The organism is Ferrovibrio sp., from assembly GCF_029255545.1.
Taxonomy (GTDB): domain Bacteria; phylum Pseudomonadota; class Alphaproteobacteria; order Ferrovibrionales; family Ferrovibrionaceae; genus Ferrovibrio.
The window spans coordinates 1-20,114 of the sequence record NZ_JANLJJ010000070.1 but is presented as its reverse complement, the minus strand read 5'-3'; the positions used below and the strand labels follow the sequence as shown (position 1 = coordinate 20,114).

Below are 20,114 nucleotides of genomic sequence, written 5' to 3'. Positions count from 1 at the left end.
AAACCTCGACCGACAGCCTGGTGCAGACCTTCCTGGCCCAACTGGAAAAATATGCCCGCAGCCAGGATTACCTGACGCAGGCCGGCACCACGAGCGGATCGCTCTCGGTTTCAGCCTGAACGGATGGCCGCCCCGCCCTCAGCGGGCGGGGTTGGCCTTCTCTTCGGCGCGTTTCAGCAGGCTCATCAGCAGATAGGCGATCACCGCGAAGCCCAGGCCGGGCAGCAGCATGTGGGTCAGCACGAAAGACCAGTCGATGCCGCAGGTGGTGGGGATGCCGCTGCCGCGGCTCATGTCGATCGGGATATGCCCCTGGGCGGCCGGCACCGGATGACACAGGCCCATCGGCTCGTAGCCATGGGTGCGCAGCAGCAGGATGCCGAACAGCAGCGCCGGCAATGAAAGGCCGAAAGCCAGGCTGGCGATGATGCGGCCGATGACCGTCTGCGGGCGAATCCAGCGCGAAAACCGAAACACGGGGCAGCTCCTCGTTCCTTCGCGCCCTTCGATAGCAGCATGGCCGGCCGGATGCCAGCCTGAGCGCGCCGTTCAGGCCAGCACCGCCCTGGCCCGGCTGAGTGTTTCATTCGGCCCGGCGCCGGCATCGACGGTTTTCCAGTCGGCCGGCGGCGACAGATGCTGCAACTGCCAGCGCACCACCTCCTCGGTGGCGTCGGAGGCATCATGGCGGCGCGTCGCCACCCGCGCGGTCAGGATTTCGGGCGCCGCCGTCAGCCACAGCCCGTCGCAGCGGCAGTTCATCTCGCGCACCAGTGCGGCGGCGGCGTCGCGCTCATCCGGCTTTCCATAGACCGCATCGAGGATCACGCTGGCGCCGCCCTGCAGCAACATCCGCGCGCGCTCCAGCAAAACTGCATAGACGCGCCGGCTACTGTCCGGCGTGTAGCTGTCCTTCGGCAGACGCTGCAAAACCGGCACGTTATGCAAAGCCTTGCGGATCGTGTCGCTGCGCAGGATCACCGCGCCGCAGGGACCGCCGAAATCCGGCGCCAAGGCGCGGGCCAGCGTGCTCTTGCCGGTGCCCGACAGGCCGCCGACCAGGATCAGGCGCGGCGCCGGCGGATTCAGCGCCTGCCGCGCCAGCGCCAGATAACGCGCGGCTTCCCCGCGGCCGGCTTCGGTCAGCGCCGCGATGTGGCAGCGGATCGCCGCCCGCAAAGCCACATAGAGCGGCAGCAGGGCCATGCCGGCATCGTCGGGCATCGCCTCCAGCCAGGCATTCAGCGCCAGACTGGCCAGGTCGCCGCGCCGCTGCTGCAACAGGTCCATCAGCAGGAAGGCCAGATCATACAGCGTGTCGATGGCGGCGAGGTCGTCGTCGAATTCCAGGCAGTCGAACAGCACGGGATGGCCGTCGATCACAGCGATGTTGCGCAGATGCAGGTCGCCATGGCCATGCCGCATGCGGCCATCGGCGCGCCGCTGCTTCAGCAAAGGTCGGCGGCGCTCGACTTCTGCCTGCTGCGCGGCACGGAAACCCGCAAGCGCCTCTGTTGGCAGCGCGCCGGCCGGCAGGTTTGCGAAGGCGGCATCGTTGAGCGCGATGGTCTGCGCCACCATGGCCGTGGCTTCGCGCTGCACAGGTTCGGCGCGGGCGTGGAAGGCGGCGATGCCGGCGGCCAGCGTCGTGATCATCGCCGGCGTCACCGCGCCATCGGCCAGCAGCCGATCCAGCGTTTGCCGCGCATCGAAGCGCCGCATCTCGACCAGCCATTCGACAGGCGCGCCCTGCGGATCAAGCGACAGCCGCCCGGCCGCATCGCGATACACCGCGCGGCAGCCGAGATAGAGGTCCGGCGCGGTGCGGCGGTTCAGCGCCACCTCACGCTCGCAGGCGATGCGCCGTTTCTCCAGGGTGGAGAAATCGACATAGGGCAAAGCCACGGCCTTTTTCAGCTTCCAGGCGCGGTCGCCGGCGAGGAAAACGCGCGAGATATGCGTCTCGATCACATCGTCTGGTGCCGGCGCGAACAGGGCGGCGATATCGGCGGGATTGGGCTCGGTCATGGCATCAATCTATCCCGGCGGGATGACGGATGTTTGACCAAGCGCAATCGACGCCGCGCTTTTACGCCGCCTTGGAATAAGTGCGATCGACCAGCGCCACGATGGCCCGCATGATGGCGGTGAGATCATAATCCTTGGGCGTGAACACGCCGGCGATGCCGGCCGCCTTCAGCCGCACCTCGTCCTCCGGGGGGATGATGCCGCCCACCACCACCGGCACGCCGCCGATGCCCTCGGCGCGCATGCGCTGCATGACGTCGGTGGCCAGCTCGACATGGCTGCCCGACAGGATGGAAAGGCCGACCAGATGCACGCCTTCCTCCAGCGCCGCCGCAACGATCTGCTCCGGCGTCAGGCGGATGCCCTCGTAGACCACTTCCATGCCGCAATCGCGCGCCTTTACGGCGATCTGCTCGGCGCCATTGGAATGGCCGTCCAGACCCGGCTTGCCGACCAGCAGCTTGAGCGGCCGGCCCAGCCGCTTGGCCACGGCCTTCACCTCCTCGCGCAGGTCGTCCATGCCGTCATTGGCCAGCGCGCCGCTGGCGGCCGCCACGCCGGTCGGCGCGCGGTATTCGCCGAACACCTTGCGCAGGGCCGCAGCCCATTCGCCGGTGGTGACGCCGGCCTTGGCTGCCCTGATGCTGGGCTCCATGATGTTGCGGCCGTCGCGCGCCGCAGCTTCCAGCTCGGCAATCGCAACCTCAACCGCTTTGGCATCGCGGCTGGCCCGCCAGGCCTTCAGGCGCTCGATCTGCTCGGATTCGGCGGCCGGATCGACCGTCATGATGGCGCCGCCTTCGCTGGCGACCAGCGGCGACGGCGCGCTTTCGGTGAACTTGTTGACGCCCACCACGGTGATCTCGCCGGTCTCGATGCCGCGCACGCGGGCAGTGTTGCTCTCCACCAGCGCCTGCTTGAGATAGCCGCTTTCCACAGCCGTAATAGCGCCGCCCATATCCTCGATGCGCTTCAGCTCGGCGCGCGCGGCGGCTTTAAGTTCCTCGACCTTGGCATTCACCGCCGGATTGCCGTCGAACAGATCGCCATATTCCAGCAGGTCGGTCTCGTAGGCCACGATCTGCTGCAGACGCAGCGACCATTGCTGGTCCCAGGGGCGCGGCAGGCCCAGCGCCTCGTTCCAGGCCGGCAACTGCACGGCCCGCGCCCGCGCCTTCTTGGACAGCACCACCGCCAGCATCTCAAGCAGGATGCGGTAGACGTTGTTTTCCGGCTGTGGCTCGGTCAGGCCAAGCGAATTGACCTGCACGCCATAGCGGAACAGCAATGCCTTGGGGTCGGTGACGCCATAACGCTCACGACCGATCTCTTCCCACAGATCGACGAAGGCGCGCATCTTGCAGATTTCGGTGACGAACCGGATGCCGGCATTCACGAAGAAACTGATGCGGCCGAAGGCCTGGGCGAAATCGGCTTCCGGCACCTGGCCGGAATCACGCACCGCATCCAGCACGGCAATCGCGGTGGCCAGTGCATAGGCCAGTTCCTGCACCGGCGTGGCGCCCGCTTCCTGCAGGTGGTAGCTGCAGACGTTGGTCGGGTTCCACTTCGGCAGCTCGCGGTAGGTGAAGGCGATCACGTCGGTGATCAGCCGCATCGAGGCCGCCGGCGGGAAAATATAGGTGCCGCGCGAGAGATATTCCTTGATGATGTCGTTCTGCACCGTGCCGTTCAGGTCGGCGCGGCTGGCGCCCTGCTCCTCGGCCACGGCGATATACAGCGCCAGCAGCCAGGCCGCCGGGGCATTGATCGTCATCGAGGTGTTCATCTGCGCCAGCGGAATCTGGTCGAACAGCACCCGCATGTCGCCCAGATGGCTGACCGGCACGCCCACCTTGCCCACCTCGCCGCGCGCCAGCACATGGTCGCTGTCGTAGCCGGTCTGGGTCGGCAGGTCGAAGGCGACCGACAGGCCGGTCTGGCCCCGGCCCAGATTGGTCCGGTACAGGCTATTGGAGGCCTTGGCCGAGCTGTGGCCGGAGTATGTCCGGAACAGCCAAGGCTTTTCCGGACCCGCCTTTTCGCGCTTGCGAAGAGAATCCGGTGTGGTAGCGTCAGTGGGGCGAGTCGCGGGCATAATTTTATTCCGTGTCAAGTTGACGTAAGGTTATTTAATTTCCCGTTGCGCCGCACAATGGAAATATCATAACCTCTGCTGCAATGCAAAATCACCTTGCCATTTTTTCGCCAACGCAAAAAGATAGCAAGCGTTTTGTAACAGCACCGTCTCATGGCGCACTGCAAGGCTAATCCCGGCCGGCAGGGCCCAACAAGAGAAGAAATCAAAGCTCGGCAAGAGCGTTTACACAGGGATAGCGAAAGGCAAAGGAGTTTCGCCATGTCGAATGCGGGTGGATCTGTGGTGACACTGCAGACTGCGAATGCGGGGCAGGCCCAGAAGGCGCAATCCGGCAGCTACAAGGATCTTTACGAGGTGGGCGAAATCCCGCCGGTCGGCCATGTGCCGAAGCAGATGTATGGCTGGGTGATCCGTCGTGATCGCCACGGCCCGCCCGAGCAGGCGATGCAGCTCGAAGTCGTGCCGACTCCTGAAATCGATGCCGACGAGGTGCTGATCCTGGTGATGGCCGCCGGCGTGAACTACAACGGCGTCTGGGCCGGCCTGGGCGTGCCGATTTCGCCTTTCGACGTGCACAAGGCCCCATTCCACATCGCCGGCTCCGATGCCGCCGGCATCGTCTACGCCGTCGGCCGCCGCGTGAAGCGCTGGAAGGTCGGCGACGAGGTGGTCGTTCACTGCAACCAGGATGACGGCGACGACGAGGAATGCAACGGCGGCGATCCGATGAACTCGCCCAGCCAGCGTATCTGGGGCTACGAGACGCCGGATGGCAGCTTCGCCCAGTTCGCCCGCGTGCAGTCGCGCCAGCTGATGCCGCGGCCCAAGCACCTGACCTGGGAAGAAAGCGCCTGCTACACGCTGACGCTGGCCACCGCCTACCGCATGCTGTTTGGCCATCGCCCGCATATCCTGCGGCCGGGCCATAATGTGCTGGTCTGGGGCGCGGCCGGCGGCCTCGGCTCGATGGCGATCCAGCTGATCGCCGCCGCGGGTGCCAACGCCATCGGCGTGATCTCGGACGAGTCCAAGCGCGAGTTCGTCATGAGCCTGGGCGCCAAGGGCGTGATCAACCGCAACAACTTCGACTGCTGGGGCCAGCTGCCGCCCGTACTGGATGCCGAGAAATACGGCGCCTACATGAAAAAGTGCCGCGAGTTCGGCAAGGCGATCTGGGACGTTACCGGCAAGGGCAACGACGTCGATTTCGTGTTCGAACATCCCGGTGAGCAAACCTTTCCGGTTTCCTGCTTCGTGGTGAAGCGCGGCGGCATGGTGGTGTTCTGCGCCGGCACTACCGGCTTCAACCTCACCTTCGATGCGCGCTTCGTGTGGATGCGCCAGAAGCGTATCCAGGGCAGCCATTTCGCCAACCTGCTGCAGGCCAGCCAGGCCAACCAGCTGGTGGTCGAACGCCGCCTCGATCCCTGCATGTCGGAAGTGTTCAGCTGGGCCGATATCCCGCGCGCGCATACCAAGATGTGGAAGAACCAGCACAAGCCCGGCAACATGGCCGTTCTGGTGAGCGCCAAACTGCCCGGCCTGCGTACCATTGAAGATGCGATCGAAGCGGGGAATTCATAACCCTTCTCGACGCTGACCAGCCGGCAGGGGAAACCCTGCCGGCTGCACCTTTTCAAAAGCCCTCTTTCCGATGAGCGCAACAATGTCTGCTGCCGCCAAGCCCACCCCCACCACCGAATCCCTGCTGATCGGCGATCTGCTGCCGACCTGCGCCGCCGCCCTGAAGGCCGCCGAACAGCTGGCCGCGCATGCCACCGCGGCGGTGGCGCAGCTGGTCCGTGGCGCCGATGGGAGTATCGATGGTGCCCGGCTGGAGGAAGAGCAGTTCGCCGCCCATGGCCTGGCCTGGCTGGCGACCTATGTGGCGACGCTGAAGGAAAGCCTGCACTGGGCCGAACGCCTGCGGGAAGAAGGCAAGCTGCGCGAACTGGAAACCCTGATCCTGCAGGCCGGCTTCGGCGAATACCTGGCGCAGATGCAGGGCGGCATCAGCATGAGCCAGGTGGAAGTCTGCCGCCCGGCTGACCTGGGCATCACAACTGATGCCATGCAGGCCTTCCTGGTGCCGCAGGTGCAACGCCTGATCCGCGACGGGAATACCTCGGCGGTGCGCAGCCGCATCGCGACGCTGATCGGCGATGGCCTTTCGACCGGCGATTTCGGCGCGCTGGGCCTGGACGAGACCATGGGCATGGTGCGTGAGCAGTTCCGCCGCTTCGGCGAGGACAAGGTGGCGCCGTTTGCCCATGACTGGCACCGCAACGACGAATTCATCCCGATGCAAATCGTGGGCGAGATGGCCGAGCTCGGCGTCTTCGGCCTGACCATCCCCGAGGAATATGGCGGGCATGGCCTGGGCAAGATGGCCATGTGCGTGGTGTCGGAAGAACTCAGCCGCGCCTATATCGGCGTCGGCAGTCTCGGCACCCGCGCCGAGATCGCCGCCGAGCTGATCCTGCGCGGCGGCACGGAAGAGCAGCGCAAGCAGTGGCTGCCGAAGCTGGCCTCGGGCGAAATCCTGCCGACCGCCGTGTTCACCGAGCCCAATACCGGCTCGGATCTCGGCAGCCTGCGCACCCGCGCCGTGAAGGATGGCGACGTCTACAAGGTGACCGGCAACAAGACCTGGATCACGCATGCTGCCCGCACCGACCTGATGACCCTGCTGGTGCGCACCGATCCGAACGAGAAAGGCTATAAGGGCCTGTCCATGTTCCTGGCCGAGAAGCCGCGCGGCGACGATGCCAACCCCTTCCCCGCCGAAGGCATGACCGGCGGCGAGATCAAGGTGCTGGGCTATCGCGGCATGAAGGAATACGAGATCGGCTTCGATGGTTTCGCGGTGAAGGCCAAGAACCTGCTGGGCCAGCGCGAGGGCCAGGGCTTCAAGCAATTGATGGAGACGTTTGAATCCGCCCGCATCCAGACCGGCGCCCGCGCCCTGGGCGTGGCGCAATGCGCGCTGGAACTGGGCCTGAAATACGCCAACGAGCGTGTCCAGTTCGGCAAGCCGATCTACAGCTTCCCGCGCGTGCACGGCAAGATCGCCTGGATGGCGGTGGAAACCATGTTGGCGCGCCAGCTCTGCTATTTCGCCGCCCGCGAGAAGGACCAGGGCCGCCGCTGCGACCTGGAAGCCGGCATGGCCAAGCTGCTGGCCGCGCGCATCGCCTGGGCCAATGCCGACAACGCCCTGCAGGTGCATGGCGGCAACGGCTATGCCGAGGAATACCCGATCAGCCGCGTGCTGTGCGACGCCCGCATTCTCAACATCTTCGAGGGCGCGGCCGAGATCCAGGCGCAGGTGATCGCCCGCCGCCTGCTGGAAACCCGCAACGGCTGAGCACGCCTAGCGCACGAAATCCGTGTCGGTCGGATTGCCGCCGCAGACCAGCACGCCGACGCGTTCATTTGCCGCCGGCCTGTAAGCGCCGCTGAGCAGGGCGGCGAAGGCGGCAGCGCCACCCGGTTCGGCCACCAGGCGCAGCTTGTTCCACAGGGCCAGCTGCGCCGCACGGATCGCCTGATCGCCGACCAGCACCGAAGCTGCCACGTATTTCTGCGCGATGGGGAACATCAGGCCGCCGACCTGGCGCGGCGCCAGGGAATCAGCCGCGATTCCGCCGGCCGGCGCATCCACCGGCCGCCCGGCCTGCAACGCCATATATAACGTCGGCGCGGTTTCGGGCTCCACCGCCACCACTTTCACCCGGCCGGCATACCAGGCGGCGATGCCGCCGATCAGCCCGCCGCCGCCTACCGCCACCAGCAGGGTGTCGAGCTCCGGTGCCTGCTCTTCCAGTTCCAGCCCCACGCTGCCCTGGCCCAGCAGGGTCTCGGCTTGGTCATAAGCGTGCACCGGCAAGGCACCGCTTTGCGCCTGCCAGGTCTCGGAGGCCGCCAGGGCATCGGCATAGCGCTCGCCGCCCACCACCAGATCGGCGCCATAGCCCCGGATACGGGCGATCTTCATGGGCGCGGCAATGCTGGGCACATAAATTCGCGCCGGTATCCCCAGTTTCATGGCGGCATAGGCCACGGCCGCACCATGATTGCCACCCGAGGCCGCCACCACGCCGGCCTCAGGCACAGCACGACCGAGCAGATTGGCAAAGGCTCCGCGCGCCTTGAACGACCCGGCATGCTGCAGCAGTTCGAGCTTCAGGCAAACAGGCGCGCCGGCCAGGCCGAAATCGCCCGGCTGAACAGCGATGACCGGCGTGTGGCGTATATATGGAGTGATCGCATCGTAGACACGCGCGATTCCGGCGCGGTCAATCGGGGCAGAAGACTGGGATGGCATGCTGATGTCCTGTTGTTTGCTTGACTATAATTAGGAAAATGGCTAATTAGCAATATGCCTTCATTAAAAACGATCCGCGCCCTGGCCAATGACCGCCGGCTTGCCATCCTCGGCTGGCTGCGCGACCCCGTGGCGCATTTCCCGCCGCAGGTGGATGGCGACCTGCTGAAGGACGGCGTCTGCGGCCTGCTGATTGCCGAGAAGCTGGGGGTGAGCCAGCCCACCGCCAGCGAGCACCTGAAAATCCTGACCCAGGCCGGCCTGCTGCGCGCCAGGCGGATCCGGCAATGGACCTTCTACCGCCGCGATGAGGCGGCCATCGCCGCCTTCAAGCAGGCGCTGCAGCGTGAGCTATAGCCACCGCGACGCATTGCCGCGCCAACACCCCGCAGGATGGTTGGACCTGCCCTTTTGAGCGCTATATCCTCGCCCCATGCAAGGTTTCATCAACGCCCTGATCCCGGTTTTCGCCGTCGCCACCTTCCTGGTGCTGTGCGTCGGCATCTATGCCCTGTTCCGTGGCGGGCAGTTCAACCGCTCCTATTCCAACCTGCTGATGCGCTGGCGCATCCTGCTGCAGTTCATCGCCATCGCCCTGATCGGCGTGGCCAGCTTCTTCTTCCAGAACTGAGCCCCCGCATGGTGAAACTGGACCGGATCTATACCCGCGGCGGCGACAAGGGCATGACCTCGCTGGGCAACGGCGAGCGGGTGCCCAAGCACGACCTCCGGGTGGAAGCCTATGGCGCCGTCGACGAGGCCAATGCGGCCATCGGCCTGGCCCGGCTGCATACCGTCGGTACGAACCTGGATGCCATGCTGTCGCGGATCCAGAACGACCTGTTCGACCTCGGCGCCGATCTCTGCACCCCGGAAGAGGATGAGCAGGATCCCCGCCGGCGCCCGCCCCTGCGGGTCACCCAGGTTCAGGTCGACCGGCTGGAGGCGGAAATCGACGCCATGAATGGCCTGCTGACGCCCCTGACGTCTTTCATATTGCCCGGCGGCACCCCTGCGGCCGCCCATCTGCATCTGGCCCGCACCATCGTGCGACGGGCCGAGCGGCTGATCACCGCCCTGCAGGATGCCGAGCGCATCAACCCGGCCGCGCTCAGCTATATCAACCGCCTGTCCGACCACCTGTTCGTTGCCAGCCGTCATGCCAATAATGACGGGGACACCGACGTGCTCTGGGTGCCCGGCCTCAACCGGGGCTGATTTTCCGCCCTTGATGCCCGGCAATTTCTGCCGGCATGCGCCATCGCCCGTCGACGCCCGGCAGAAGCTGCCGCGTTTACCGTGTCCCGAAATATTATGAAAACCTCTGAAATAATAATGCGTTAGCCACAATATTTCGAACTGGCACGCCGCTTGCTCCTACCTTGCCAAATCGGTTTGGAGCCAGGAGGCAGTGTTATGACGATCAGTGGCGCTTTGCAGACCTCGATTACCGGCCTGAACGGCCAGTCGACGGCGATCAGCTATATTTCCGACAACGTCGCGAACGCGGGCACCATCGGTTACAAGAAGGTGGAATCGCGGTTCCAGACGCTGGTGACCCAGTCCAGCGCCCAGGCGAACACCCATTCGCCTGGCGGCGCGCTGAACCAGCCCTTCTTCGCCAACAATGCCCAGGGCGCGATCCAGCAGGTGAGCTCGACCACCTCGATCGCTCTGGTCGGCGGCGGCTTCATGCCGGTATCGAAGAAAAACGGCAACGACACGGCCACCGGCCTGCCGACCTTCGAAACCACCAGCTATTACACCCGCGTCGGCGACTTCAACCAGAACAATGACGGTTACCTGGTGAACTCCTCGGGCTACTTCCTGCGCGGCTGGCCGATCGATGCGGTCACCGGCGTGGTCGACAGCTCAGCGACCCAGGAAGTGCGCGTGTCCAACCTGCTGGATGCCCCGGTGGCAACCACCACGGTGGATTATGCCGCCAACCTGCCGTCGAATGCGCTCGACGCCAACGGCAACACCCCGGCGACCCTGCCGCTTTCCTCGATCCAGATTTTCGACTCGCTGGGCAATGCCCGCACCCTGAACCTGGAATGGACCCGGACCGGCACCAATACCTGGGCGCTGGAAGTGACCGCCCCCGGCGCGACCAGCTCGTCCTTCGGTCCGGCCACGGTGAGCTTCGGCGGCTCGATCTCCGGCACCACGGTCAACCCCGGCACGATCTCGGCCCTGACCAGCGCCGTCGGCCTGACCGGCTCCGCCGCCGCTGCGGTGGATGACGATGCGTCCTTCACCTTCAGCCTCGATTACGGCTCGGGCGCGCAGAACATCAAGCTCGACCTCGGGTCTTACGGCAACTCGATCGGCACCACGCAATATGCCGGCGACACCCTGACGCTGAACAATTTCAGCCAGAATGGCGTGCCGCAGGGCAACTTCAAGAACCTCAGTATCGATCAGGACGGCTTCGTCTCGGTCACCTTCGACAACGGCAACGTCAAGCAGTTCTACCAGATCCCGGTGGCCAGGTTCCGCGATCCCACTGAGCTCGACCGCGTGGCCGGCAACGCCTTCGTCGAGACGCCGAGCTCGGGCTCCGCCGTGCTGTCGCAATCCGGATCGAGCGGCGCCGGTGACTATGTCTCGGCCGCCATCGAAGGCTCGAATGTCGATATCGCGGAGGAATTCTCCAAGCTGATCGTCGCCCAGCGCACCTACTCGGCCAATGCCAGGCTGATCACGGCGGCCGACGAACTGCTGCAGGAGACCATCAATATCCGTCGTTAACTGAGCTGACCGCCGGGCGATCCCGTCCGGCGGTCACCAGCCAGCACCGGCGGCGCAGAAGGCGCCGCCGCAAGCCGGAAAAGGATTTAACCCATGTCGCTCAGCGCCGCTCTCAATACCGCCGTTATCGGCCTCCAGACGCTGCAGAGTCAGACGCGCCTCGTTTCCGGCAACGTGGCCAACGCACAGAACCCGGATTACAGCCGCAAGGTCAGCACGCTGACCACGCCGATCACGGACGGCCTGCCGGCCGCCGCGCTGATCGCCAGCATCACCCGCGTCGCCGCGCCGGAAATCCAGCAGGACCTGTACAGGATCACCGGCGATTATGGTCGCCTTGAACAGCAGCTCACCTATACCAAGGAACTGGCCGAAACGCTGGACGCCACCAACACGACCGGCGATCAGCCGACCCTGCTGGCCATGCTGACCCGGTTCGAGGATGCCTGGAAACAGCTGGAAGCCACGCCGGAAGATACCGCAACCAAGAGCCTGCTGGTGCAGCGCGCCAGCGAACTGACCGCGGAAATCCGCCGGCTGAACGGCCTGCAGTCGGAACTGCAGAACCGCGCCCAGGAAAACCTGGTCATTGACCTTGACGTGGTCAACGAAGCGGCCCTGCAGATCGCGAAGCTGAACACGCAGATCACCTCGCAAGGCTCCGGCGGCAACCCGGTCGGCGACCTGGAAGATCTGCGCGATGCGGAAGTCATCAAGCTGGCCGACAAGATCGGCATCCGGACCGTGATCAACGATCGTGGCGAATTGTTCGTCTATACCGATGGCGGCGTCCAGATCGTTGGCACCGTGGCGCAGCAGTTCGAATACCAGGCGACCGGCACGCCGCCCGGCATTTTCACGCAGGGCGGTACCAGCAACCTGAATCTTGGTTTCCAGAACGGCTCGGTACGCGCGTCGCTGGACTATCTCGACGCCACAACCACCGGCCTGGCCGATACCGACCCGAATGTCGGCGCCATGACGAAGTTCTTCAACCAGCTCGACAGCTTCGCCGCCAACCTGGCCGATGTGGTCAACACGGCTTACGGGGCGACATTCTTCGACTTCAGCTCGCCGCTGGCAACGCCGCCAGACGAAGCCGGCAAGATCATCGTTGAAGCCACCATTGCCGCCACGCCCAGCACGGTGGACTCCTCGGTGGCTGGCGCCGTGCAGCAGGCGCTGCGGAATACCACGCTCACCGCGGCGAATATCAACCGCTCGGCCACGGACCCGAACGGCCTGACCATTACCAGCGTCAACATCTTCGGTCTCGCCAACGCCGTCCTCGCCTACCAGGCCCGCGCCGCCGCTGACAATGAAAGCAACCGCGATACGGCTGAACGCCAGACACACGCCCTGGACCTGAAGCTTCGGAACCTGACCGGCGTGAATATCGACGACGAGCTCGCGCAGCTCCAAGTGCTGCAGAACAATTATGCCGCGCTTGCCAATGTGATGAACACCATCACGTCGATGTTCGACGTGCTCGTAAGTATCGGGAGGTAATCATGGTCGCCGTCACCGGTAACAGCCAGTATGCCAACCAGTTGGATGTCACCCGCAACATCCGCCTGCTTAACCTGCAACTGGCCAGGCAGAACCAGCAGCTCGCTTCCGGCCGCTATGCAGACGGCCTGATCGGCGTGTCGCAGCGCGCCCTTGAACTCGGGCAGCTGAAATCCGAACTCGGCACCGTCAACAATTACATGTCCGGGGTGCAGACCGTCCAGAACCGCGTCAACCTCTATGCCCTGACCATCGAAGAGATCATCGATATCGGCACCGAGGCGCAGGAAACGATGATCAAAAACCGGGACACCTTCTTCGCCACCACGTCGGCGCCAAGGGTCCAGGCCAACGTCCTGCTCGACCGCATTGGCAGCCTACTGCAGACCAAGGATGGCGACCGCTTCCTGTTTGCCGGCACCAACTACACCGACAATCCGATCAATGGGCAGATTTCCAACCTGCCCACGGCCTATCCCGCCGGCGACGTCCCCAATGTGAACTACACCGCCTATACGGCGGTTACGGTCCCGGTTACCTTCCCTGCCGGCAACTACGCCGCGGATACCGACTTCTACATGAACCCGACAGCCACGGCGCCGGGCACATACGATGATTTCTACGACACGACCGGCACGACGCTGTATTCGGATGACAGCGAGCAGATCAGTTACGGCGTCTCGGCCGGCGAAGCCGGGTTTCAGCGCCTGATCGACTCCATCATCCGTTTCCGCGATGCCACGGCCGATATCACCACCAATTCGGCGAACTACCAGCTGCGCGTGGACGATGCCCGCTCACAGTTGAGCACCGCGCTGGCCGAGCTGAAATCGATCGCTTCGCGCAACGGCTACAAGCAGCAGCAGCTCAATGAAATCGTGGACCGCCACAACCGTTCGATCGACGTGCTCAGGACCCGTATCGGCCGGATCGAGAATGCCGACATTTCCGAGGTATCGGTGAATATCAAGAACCTGCAGACATCGCTGGAAGCCAGCTATGTGATCACGCGCGACAGCCTGTCCCTGTCGCTGGTCAACTACCTGCGGTAACCCGAGAATCGGGCTGTTTCCGCGGATTTCCAACCGGCCGGCCGGCGGAATCGCCTGCCGGCCGGTTGCGATTCAGGCAGCATCGCCTATAGTCCGGCCTCTGGACAGGTCCGACCATGCAGATACAGATTTACAATACCCTCGCCCGTCAGAAAGAGCTTTTCGTCCCGCAGGATCCGCAGCGGGTGACGATGTATGTCTGCGGCCCGACGGTCTATAATTACGCCCATATCGGCAATGCACGCCCCGTGGTGGTGTTCGACACGCTCTATCGACTGCTGCAGCAGGCCTATCCGAACGTGATCTATGTGCGCAACGTCACCGACGTCGACGACAAGATCAATGCCGCGGCGAAAGCCCAAGGCGTGCCGATCGGCACCATCACCGAACGCTATCATGCGATTTACAGCCAGGACATGGCCGCGCTCGGCGCCCTGCCGCCCCGCATCGAACCCAAGGTGACCCAGCATATCGGCGCCATCACCGGCATGATCGAGCGGCTGATCGCCAATGGCCATGCCTATGAGGCCGAGGGCCATGTACTCTTCAACGTGCCCTCATTCGCCGAATACGGCCGCCTGTCGCGGCGCGACCGCGACGACATGATCGCCGGTGCCCGCATTGACGTGGCACCCTACAAGCGCGACCCGGCGGATTTCGTGTTGTGGAAACCCTCGCCCCCTGACCTGCCGGGCTGGGACAGCCCCTGGGGCCGCGGCCGGCCGGGCTGGCATATCGAATGCTCGGCGATGATCGAGCAGAATCTCGGGACCGGAACCATCGACATCCATGGCGGCGGCCACGACCTGATCTTTCCGCATCACGAGAACGAGATCGCGCAGAGCACCTGCGCCCATGGCGGCCGGCTGTTCAGCCGCTACTGGATGCATAACGGCTTCGTCAATATCGAATCCGAGAAGATGTCGAAGTCGATCGGCAACGTGTTGCTGGTGCATGACCTGCTGAAACAGGCGCCCGGCGAGGCCATCCGCCTTGCATTGCTGTCGGCCCATTACCGGCAGCCGCTGGACTGGACCGAGGCCGGCCTGCGCGAAGCCAGGGCACAGCTGGATCGTCTGTACCGGGCTCTGGATGGGCTCAAGGATGTGAAGCCATCCGTCACCCGTGCGCCGGAAACCTTCCTCGCCGCCCTGGCCGACGACCTGAACACGCCTAGGGCGCTGGCCGAACTGCACCAGATCGCCAATGCCGCCAACAAGGCCACGGATGCCGCCGAGAAAGCCCGCCTGAAAGGCGAATTGCTGGCCGCCGGCTGGCTGCTCGGCCTGCTGCAGCAGGATCCGGCCGCCTGGCTGAAGGGCGACGTGAATGCTGATATCGACGTGACCGAGATCGAGGCCCTGATCGAGGCTCGCAAGGCCGCCCGCGCCCGCAAGGACTGGGCGGAATCCGATCGCATCCGCGACCAGTTGGCCGCCCGCGGCATCCTGCTGGAAGACAAGGCCGGCCAGACCAACTGGCGAGTGGCATCATGAGCGAGAGCATCAAGGATGTTCAGGAGCAAATCGTCGAGGATTTCAGCACCTTCGACGACTGGATGGATCGCTATCGCTTCCTGATCGACCTCGGCCGCGCCCTGCCGCCCTATCCCGAGCAGTTCCGCACCGACGAGTGGCGGGTAAAGGGCTGCATCAACCGGGCCTGGCTACATGGCGAAGCGCGTGATGGCCGCGTCCATTACCAGGCCAGCAGCGAATCCGAGATCGTGGCCGGCCTGATCGCCCTGCTGCTGAAAGTCTATTCCGGCCGCACGCCGCGCGAGATCGTCGACAATCCGCCGGATTTCCTGCAGCGCATCGGCGTGTGGGAAAATATCACCTCGAACCGGATCAACGGCCTGAACGGCATGATCGCGCTGATCCGCGGCGTGGCCGAGGCCGAGCTGAAGGCCGCCTGATCTAGGCCTTCTGGCGCGCCGCCTCGATCTGGTCGATTGCCTTCACCACCGCCTCGAAAGGCAGCAGCACGGCATTGTGCCGCGCCTTGTGCTCACGCACCGGTACCAGCACTTCCAGGTCCCGGAATGCTCCACCGGCAAAATCCGGCCCGGGCGGCGGGCCGTTTTCCTTCAGCATCGCCCGCATGATGCCATTCAGCTCACGCAGGGTGGCGGCATCCTGCCCCACCACATGGCGGCCGAAAATCGAGGCCGAGGCCTGCCCCAGGGCGCAGGCCCGGACCTGCTGGCCGTAGCCGGTCACCCGGCCATCCGGGCCCAGGGTGAGCTCGACGGTGATGCGGCTGCCGCAGAGCGGGCTGTGATGGGTCACTGTCGCATCAGGCGCCGCCAGAGGCTCGGCCTGACCGATATGTGCCGCAAAATTAAGGATTTTCTCGTTATACAGAGCGTTCAGCATGGCTTTCCGGGCAGCTTGGCTTGATGGAACCGCCCCCCAACGATATATAACGGCCACGATCGGAAGAGCAATCAGGCCGCCACGGCCCGTTCCGCCAGCCGCCACAGGAGTTAAACCCGTGTTCGCCAAACGCATCTCTATCGAGCAGGTCGAGGAAGGCAACGAACTGGCGCCGAAATTCGACGCCGAGGGCCTGCTGCCCTGTGTCACCACCCAGGCCGATACCGGCGAGGTGCTGATGCTGGGCTATATGAATGCCGAAGCGATGAAGCGCACCATCGAGACCGGCGAAGCGCATTACTACAGCCGCAGCCGCAAGGTGCTGTGGCACAAAGGCGCCACTTCCGGCCTGGTGCAGAAGGTGGTCGAGATGCGCATCGACGACGATCAGGATGCTGTCTGGCTGCGCGTGCGGGTTGAGGGTGATGCCTCCTGCCATGTCGGCTTCCGCTCCTGTTTCTACCGCTCGGTGCCGACCGGCCAGGCAGAAACCGACAAGCCCGTTGAGCTGACCTACGAGGAGAAGGAAAAAACCTTCGACCCGAAGGCGGTTTACGGCGACGCACCAAATCCGACGATCCTCTGATCATTGTTAGAATACATACGTATTAAGCCGGCGGAATTCCCGCCGGCTTTTTTCGTTGTGCATCCGCACAGGGCCGCGGCGGACAATTCTCGCGCCATGCGCCTAAATCATTTATTTTATTACCTAGTAGCAACCCTTGGCATGCCTGCATCATAATTACAAAAAAGCTGACAGGAGTTGCGCATGGCCGAGGACAATGCCTAATCCGCCACAAAAAACCTTGCTGGGCTCCCTGAGCAATTTCCTCTTCGGCGAGGATGAGCCCGCACAGGCGCGAAAATCTCCCGGAAAGCCGGTTGCCCCGCAGGACAGAGGCAGGATTCCGCTGCAGGCTGCTTCGCTGCCCGACAAATTACCTGCCGGGACATTGCAGTTGATTGGTCTCAGTGGCATCCGCAACCAGCTCGGCAACGAATGGCCGCAACGGTCTGAGCAGATATTCCTGCTTGTCGAAAGCGTCTTTAAACGTCGCCTTGATATTACCGATGCCTATTACAAGGTCGATGACGAAACTTTCCTGATCCTATTCACCAGGCTTGGCCGGCAAGAGGCTGCCTTCAAGGCCAAGGTCATCGCCGACGAAATCCAGAAACTGGCGATCGGGGAACTGCCAACCAATGAGATAATCGTTTCGTCCACTGTAGCGGAAGTGGATCGCAGTCTGGTTATGCAGAAGATTAACTCCCTGCAGGATCTGGTCGAATATGTTCGCAACAGTACCGCTGGCGAAAACACCGAGGATGACGGCGTTACTTTCTTTCATCACGGCGCAGAGGCCGACCCGGAGCGCAATGCCACAGCACTCAGGGTGACAGGGGCTGGCCCCGACCTCGCCGATCTGGACCAGTCTCTGGCCGGATTGTTTCAGAAAAAGACCATTGCGGCTTTCCTCAAGGAATGCCAGGCCGGTTTCCAGCCGAGTTTCAACCTCAAGCGCCAGCAATTCACTCACTACGAAACCACAGCCATCCACACCCCCAGCGGCAGACCTGCGCACAGCATCAACGATCCCTTCCTCGATAATCCAGCCGAATTACCGTTCCAGCTTGACCGTTATATCCTGACGACCAGCCTGCTCGGGCTGCATCGGATGCTGACATCCAACCATAAGGGCGTTGTGGTGATGCCGGTGACATATGAGACCCTGGCTACATCCAAATTACGCGACGTGTATTTTGCCAGACTAAAGGAAGTTCCGAGCGGCCTGACCAAATTCATCGGCATGGCCGTGCACAGCATTCCTGCGGGAACGCCGGCCAGCCGCATCGCGGAAGTCATGGCCTATATCCAGCCGTTCAGCGGCACCCGCGTCCTGCGGGTCGCGCCGGACTTCCGGCTGATCGACCTGTACGCGGGAAGCGGTTGCCATGGCTTCGAAACCTGGATGCCGCTGGATGAAACCGACATGGCCAAACGCTTCCAGATGCTGTCATCCTTCACCAAGCGGGCTGGCCTGCATCGCATGGAGTGCATTCTGAGCGATGCAACCAGCCACGACGATGTTTCGACCGCCGTGGCCGTCGGCTTCACCTTCGTCCTCGGGGATGCCGTAGCGCCAATCATCGAGACGCCTGGCTATTCAGAAGGATTGCGGGCCGAGCATATCCTCAGGCAAGCCGGATCTTCTCCGGGAAAACCCTAAAGCTGAAGCGCGGCATAAGGATAATAGGCTACGCTGTCGCCAGGCCGCAGCAAGGTAACGTCTTCCGCCAGTTCGACCAGCCCATCGGTGCGCGTCAGCGAAGTGATCACACCGGCACCATCAACGGGGTATTTTTCGGCCCGCCAATTGCCAGCGCCATCGGCCACCAGCGAAACCCGCACCCATTCGCGCCGGTCGGATTTTTTCTTGTAGCTGAAGCCGGACATTACCGGATAGCTGCGCAGCGGCGCTGGCGTGGCACCGCCCAGTTGCAACAGCAGCGGCCTGGCGAAAAAGCAGAAGGTCAGCATCGCCGCCACCGGGTTGCCCGGCAGGCCGAAAAACGGCACGCGATTGATCTGGCCCAAAGCCACCGGCCGGCCCGGCTTGATCGCCAGTCGCCAGAAATGCAGGCTGCCACTGGCCTCGATGGCGGCCTTGACGTGATCCTCGTCACCGGTCGACACGCCACCAGAGCTGATCACGGCATCATGGGATTCAGCGGCTTCGGCAAAAATCCGGATCAGATGATCCCGGCGATCGGGCTGGATGCCAAGATCGGTCACATTGCAGCCAGCCTGCGCCAGCAATGCCGAGAGCAGCGGGCGGTTGGCATCGTAGATGCCGCCTGGCGGCAGCGGCCCGCCGGCCGGATGTACTTCGTCGCCGGTGGACAGCAAAGCCACACGCAGCGGTCGGTAGACATTCAGCACGGCATGCCCGGCAGCCGCCGCCAATGCCAGTTCGGCCGGCCCCAGAATGCGCCCGGCCGACAGCACGGCCTCGCCGCTGCGCACATCCTCGCCAGCCAGGCGACGATTGGCGCCACGTTTGATGCCCGGCCGGATGATGACGCGTTCGCCCTCCAGCCGGCAGTCTTCCTGCATCATCACCGTGTCCGGCGCACCGTTCTGCCCTTCGGGCATGACGGCCCCAGTCAGCACGCGCACGGCAGTGCCATGCGGTTGCGAACCCGCGAAGGGATGCCCGGCGGCGGCGCGGCCGATGACCGGCAGCACGGTTTCCGCATCGGACGAAAGATCGTCGAAATACACCGCATAGCCATCGACCGCGGAATTGTCGCGCGGCGGCACAGAAACCCAGGCCTCAAGCGGCTGGGCCAGCGCACGGCCGCGGCAATCCTGCAGGGGCAGCGTTTCAGTGGCCGCAACAGGTGTCAAACGCTGGCCAAGCTCGGCCAGCGCATCGTCCAGCCGCATCAGCGCGCCGCCATGGGCGAAGCAGTCATCACTCAGCTGCGCCACGACGCGCTCCGCCAACAGCCGGCCGGGCCATCCAGTCGATGATGAAATCGGCGATCTGCACCGGAACATTGGCATCCAGCACCGGCACGGCCAAACCCGGCACGGGCTGGTCGCTGGCCACCGCGATCACGTTCGGGTCATTCGGCTGCAGCATCGGTTTGCCCACTTCGCTGCGCCAGACCTCGATCTTGGCGTGGCGCTCGTGTTTGAAGCCTTCCACCAGCACGAGATCGACAGCACTCAGGCGCGCCACCAGATCGTCCAGCGTCGGCTCGGCCGTACCGCGATGCTCGTGCATCAGAGCGAACCGCCTGGCCGAACTGATCAGCACTTCCGTCGCGCCAGCTTCGCGGTGGCGATAGGAATCCTTGCCCGGCTTGTCGACATCGAATTCATGATGCGCATGCTTGATCGTCGAGATGCGCAGGCCGCGCGCCACCAGCAGCGGGATTAGGTCGGCCAGCAGGGTGGT

General features: G+C 63.9%; 19 protein-coding genes. 12 read left to right on the top strand and 7 right to left on the bottom strand.

What is annotated here, in order from left to right; all coding sequences use genetic code 11:
• Nucleotides 1-138: 138 nt before the first annotated feature.
• The 3 genes from Q1J79_RS14005 to Q1J79_RS13995 all read right to left on the bottom strand — a co-directional run bounded on the left by Q1J79_RS14005 (nucleotide 139) and on the right by Q1J79_RS13995 (nucleotide 4,126).
• Nucleotides 139-477, bottom strand: coding sequence for a hypothetical protein (locus tag Q1J79_RS14005; RefSeq protein WP_300301447.1), 339 nt, complete (start codon nucleotides 475-477; stop codon nucleotides 139-141).
• A 72-nt stretch (nucleotides 478-549) separates the two neighbouring features.
• Entirely contained in the window at nucleotides 550-2,028 is a 1,479-nt protein-coding gene (locus Q1J79_RS14000) for a bifunctional aminoglycoside phosphotransferase/ATP-binding protein (protein ID WP_300301445.1), read from the bottom strand.
• Nucleotides 2,029-2,089: 61 nt separating this feature from the next.
• Complete coding sequence (locus Q1J79_RS13995; protein WP_300301443.1) at nucleotides 2,090-4,126, bottom strand: methylmalonyl-CoA mutase family protein; 2,037 nt, start codon at nucleotides 4,124-4,126, stop codon at nucleotides 2,090-2,092.
• A 261-nt stretch (nucleotides 4,127-4,387) separates the two neighbouring features.
• Here Q1J79_RS13995 and ccrA point away from each other — a divergent pair, with 261 nt between their 5' ends.
• Together ccrA and Q1J79_RS13985 are read left to right on the top strand one after the other, a co-directional pair.
• A complete protein-coding gene (gene ccrA / locus Q1J79_RS13990) occupies nucleotides 4,388-5,713 on the top strand; it encodes a crotonyl-CoA carboxylase/reductase (protein ID WP_300301441.1) in 1,326 nt (441 codons plus the stop codon).
• Between the two features lie 82 nt (nucleotides 5,714-5,795).
• Entirely contained in the window at nucleotides 5,796-7,496 is a 1,701-nt protein-coding gene (locus tag Q1J79_RS13985) for an acyl-CoA dehydrogenase family protein (protein WP_300301439.1), read from the top strand.
• A gap of 6 nt (nucleotides 7,497-7,502) precedes the next feature.
• Here the strand turns inward: Q1J79_RS13985 and Q1J79_RS13980 are convergent, their stop codons facing one another.
• Complete coding sequence (locus Q1J79_RS13980) at nucleotides 7,503-8,456, bottom strand: threonine/serine dehydratase (protein WP_300301437.1); 954 nt, start codon at nucleotides 8,454-8,456, stop codon at nucleotides 7,503-7,505.
• Nucleotides 8,457-8,510: 54 nt separating this feature from the next.
• On the opposite strand from Q1J79_RS13980, the gene Q1J79_RS13975 reads away from it, so the two are divergent.
• The 8 genes from Q1J79_RS13975 (at nucleotide 8,511) to Q1J79_RS13940 (ending at nucleotide 15,689) form a co-directional block, all read left to right on the top strand.
• The gene (locus tag Q1J79_RS13975; RefSeq protein ID WP_300301435.1) at nucleotides 8,511-8,813 is read left to right on the top strand and encodes a winged helix-turn-helix domain-containing protein; all 303 of its coding nucleotides are present in this window, start codon (nucleotides 8,511-8,513) and stop codon (nucleotides 8,811-8,813) included.
• 76 nt (nucleotides 8,814-8,889) lie between these two features.
• A complete protein-coding gene (locus Q1J79_RS13970) occupies nucleotides 8,890-9,087 on the top strand; it encodes a twin transmembrane helix small protein (RefSeq protein WP_300301433.1) in 198 nt (65 codons plus the stop codon).
• Nucleotides 9,088-9,095: 8 nt separating this feature from the next.
• Nucleotides 9,096-9,674, top strand: a complete 579-nt coding sequence (locus Q1J79_RS13965) for a cob(I)yrinic acid a,c-diamide adenosyltransferase (RefSeq protein WP_300301430.1) — start codon at nucleotides 9,096-9,098, stop codon at nucleotides 9,672-9,674.
• Between the two features lie 198 nt (nucleotides 9,675-9,872).
• Nucleotides 9,873-11,210, top strand: a complete 1,338-nt coding sequence (locus Q1J79_RS13960; protein WP_300301427.1) for a flagellar hook protein FlgE — start codon at nucleotides 9,873-9,875, stop codon at nucleotides 11,208-11,210.
• Between the two features lie 93 nt (nucleotides 11,211-11,303).
• Nucleotides 11,304-12,719, top strand: a complete 1,416-nt coding sequence (gene flgK, locus Q1J79_RS13955) for a flagellar hook-associated protein FlgK (protein ID WP_300301425.1) — start codon at nucleotides 11,304-11,306, stop codon at nucleotides 12,717-12,719.
• Nucleotides 12,720-12,721: 2 nt separating this feature from the next.
• Entirely contained in the window at nucleotides 12,722-13,771 is a 1,050-nt protein-coding gene (locus Q1J79_RS13950; protein WP_300301422.1) for a flagellin, read from the top strand.
• Nucleotides 13,772-13,887: 116 nt separating this feature from the next.
• A complete protein-coding gene (cysS, locus tag Q1J79_RS13945) occupies nucleotides 13,888-15,267 on the top strand; it encodes a cysteine--tRNA ligase (protein WP_300301420.1) in 1,380 nt (459 codons plus the stop codon).
• Nucleotides 15,264-15,689 carry a SufE family protein gene (locus Q1J79_RS13940; protein ID WP_300301418.1) on the top strand — a complete coding sequence of 142 codons (426 nt, stop codon included), beginning with the start codon at nucleotides 15,264-15,266 and terminating at the stop codon, nucleotides 15,687-15,689. Before cysS ends, Q1J79_RS13940 begins: the two co-directional genes overlap by 4 nt.
• Nucleotide 15,690: 1 nt before the next feature.
• Here the strand turns inward: Q1J79_RS13940 and Q1J79_RS13935 are convergent, their stop codons facing one another.
• Nucleotides 15,691-16,149 (bottom strand): iron-sulfur cluster assembly scaffold protein, encoded by a 459-nt coding sequence (locus tag Q1J79_RS13935; RefSeq protein WP_300301416.1) that lies wholly within the window; start codon nucleotides 16,147-16,149, stop codon nucleotides 15,691-15,693.
• Nucleotides 16,150-16,267: 118 nt separating this feature from the next.
• Here Q1J79_RS13935 and hisI point away from each other — a divergent pair, with 118 nt between their 5' ends.
• The gene (hisI, locus tag Q1J79_RS13930) at nucleotides 16,268-16,735 is read left to right on the top strand and encodes a phosphoribosyl-AMP cyclohydrolase (RefSeq protein WP_300301413.1); all 468 of its coding nucleotides are present in this window, start codon (nucleotides 16,268-16,270) and stop codon (nucleotides 16,733-16,735) included.
• Between the two features lie 196 nt (nucleotides 16,736-16,931).
• The gene (locus Q1J79_RS13925; protein WP_300301411.1) at nucleotides 16,932-18,377 is read left to right on the top strand and encodes a hypothetical protein; all 1,446 of its coding nucleotides are present in this window, start codon (nucleotides 16,932-16,934) and stop codon (nucleotides 18,375-18,377) included.
• Here the strand turns inward: Q1J79_RS13925 and glp are convergent.
• Together glp and mobB are read right to left on the bottom strand one after the other, a co-directional pair.
• The gene (gene glp, locus Q1J79_RS13920) at nucleotides 18,374-19,642 is read right to left on the bottom strand and encodes a gephyrin-like molybdotransferase Glp (protein WP_300301409.1); all 1,269 of its coding nucleotides are present in this window, start codon (nucleotides 19,640-19,642) and stop codon (nucleotides 18,374-18,376) included. The two genes, Q1J79_RS13925 and glp, sit on opposite strands and share 4 nt — an antisense overlap.
• Nucleotides 19,626-20,114: molybdopterin-guanine dinucleotide biosynthesis protein B (gene mobB, locus Q1J79_RS13915; protein WP_300301407.1), on the bottom strand; the 489-nt coding region annotated here is incomplete at its 5' end. The genes glp and mobB, both read right to left, overlap by 17 nt.

Coding starts and splice junctions, on each gene's coding strand:
- Q1J79_RS14000 (WP_300301445.1), bottom strand. CDS start 2,028: ATGACCGAGCCCAATCCCGCCGATATCGCCGCCCTGTTCGCGCCGGCA.
- Q1J79_RS13995 (WP_300301443.1), bottom strand. CDS start 4,126: ATGCCCGCGACTCGCCCCACTGACGCTACCACACCGGATTCTCTTCGC.
- ccrA (WP_300301441.1), top strand. CDS start 4,388: ATGTCGAATGCGGGTGGATCTGTGGTGACACTGCAGACTGCGAATGCG.
- Q1J79_RS13985 (WP_300301439.1), top strand. CDS start 5,796: ATGTCTGCTGCCGCCAAGCCCACCCCCACCACCGAATCCCTGCTGATC.
- Q1J79_RS13980 (WP_300301437.1), bottom strand. CDS start 8,456: ATGCCATCCCAGTCTTCTGCCCCGATTGACCGCGCCGGAATCGCGCGT.
- Q1J79_RS13975 (WP_300301435.1), top strand. CDS start 8,511: ATGCCTTCATTAAAAACGATCCGCGCCCTGGCCAATGACCGCCGGCTT.
- Q1J79_RS13970 (WP_300301433.1), top strand. CDS start 8,890: ATGCAAGGTTTCATCAACGCCCTGATCCCGGTTTTCGCCGTCGCCACC.
- Q1J79_RS13965 (WP_300301430.1), top strand. CDS start 9,096: ATGGTGAAACTGGACCGGATCTATACCCGCGGCGGCGACAAGGGCATG.
- Q1J79_RS13960 (WP_300301427.1), top strand. CDS start 9,873: ATGACGATCAGTGGCGCTTTGCAGACCTCGATTACCGGCCTGAACGGC.
- flgK (WP_300301425.1), top strand. CDS start 11,304: ATGTCGCTCAGCGCCGCTCTCAATACCGCCGTTATCGGCCTCCAGACG.
- Q1J79_RS13950 (WP_300301422.1), top strand. CDS start 12,722: ATGGTCGCCGTCACCGGTAACAGCCAGTATGCCAACCAGTTGGATGTC.
- cysS (WP_300301420.1), top strand. CDS start 13,888: ATGCAGATACAGATTTACAATACCCTCGCCCGTCAGAAAGAGCTTTTC.
- Q1J79_RS13940 (WP_300301418.1), top strand. CDS start 15,264: ATGAGCGAGAGCATCAAGGATGTTCAGGAGCAAATCGTCGAGGATTTC.
- Q1J79_RS13935 (WP_300301416.1), bottom strand. CDS start 16,149: ATGCTGAACGCTCTGTATAACGAGAAAATCCTTAATTTTGCGGCACAT.
- Q1J79_RS13925 (WP_300301411.1), top strand. CDS start 16,932: ATGCCTAATCCGCCACAAAAAACCTTGCTGGGCTCCCTGAGCAATTTC.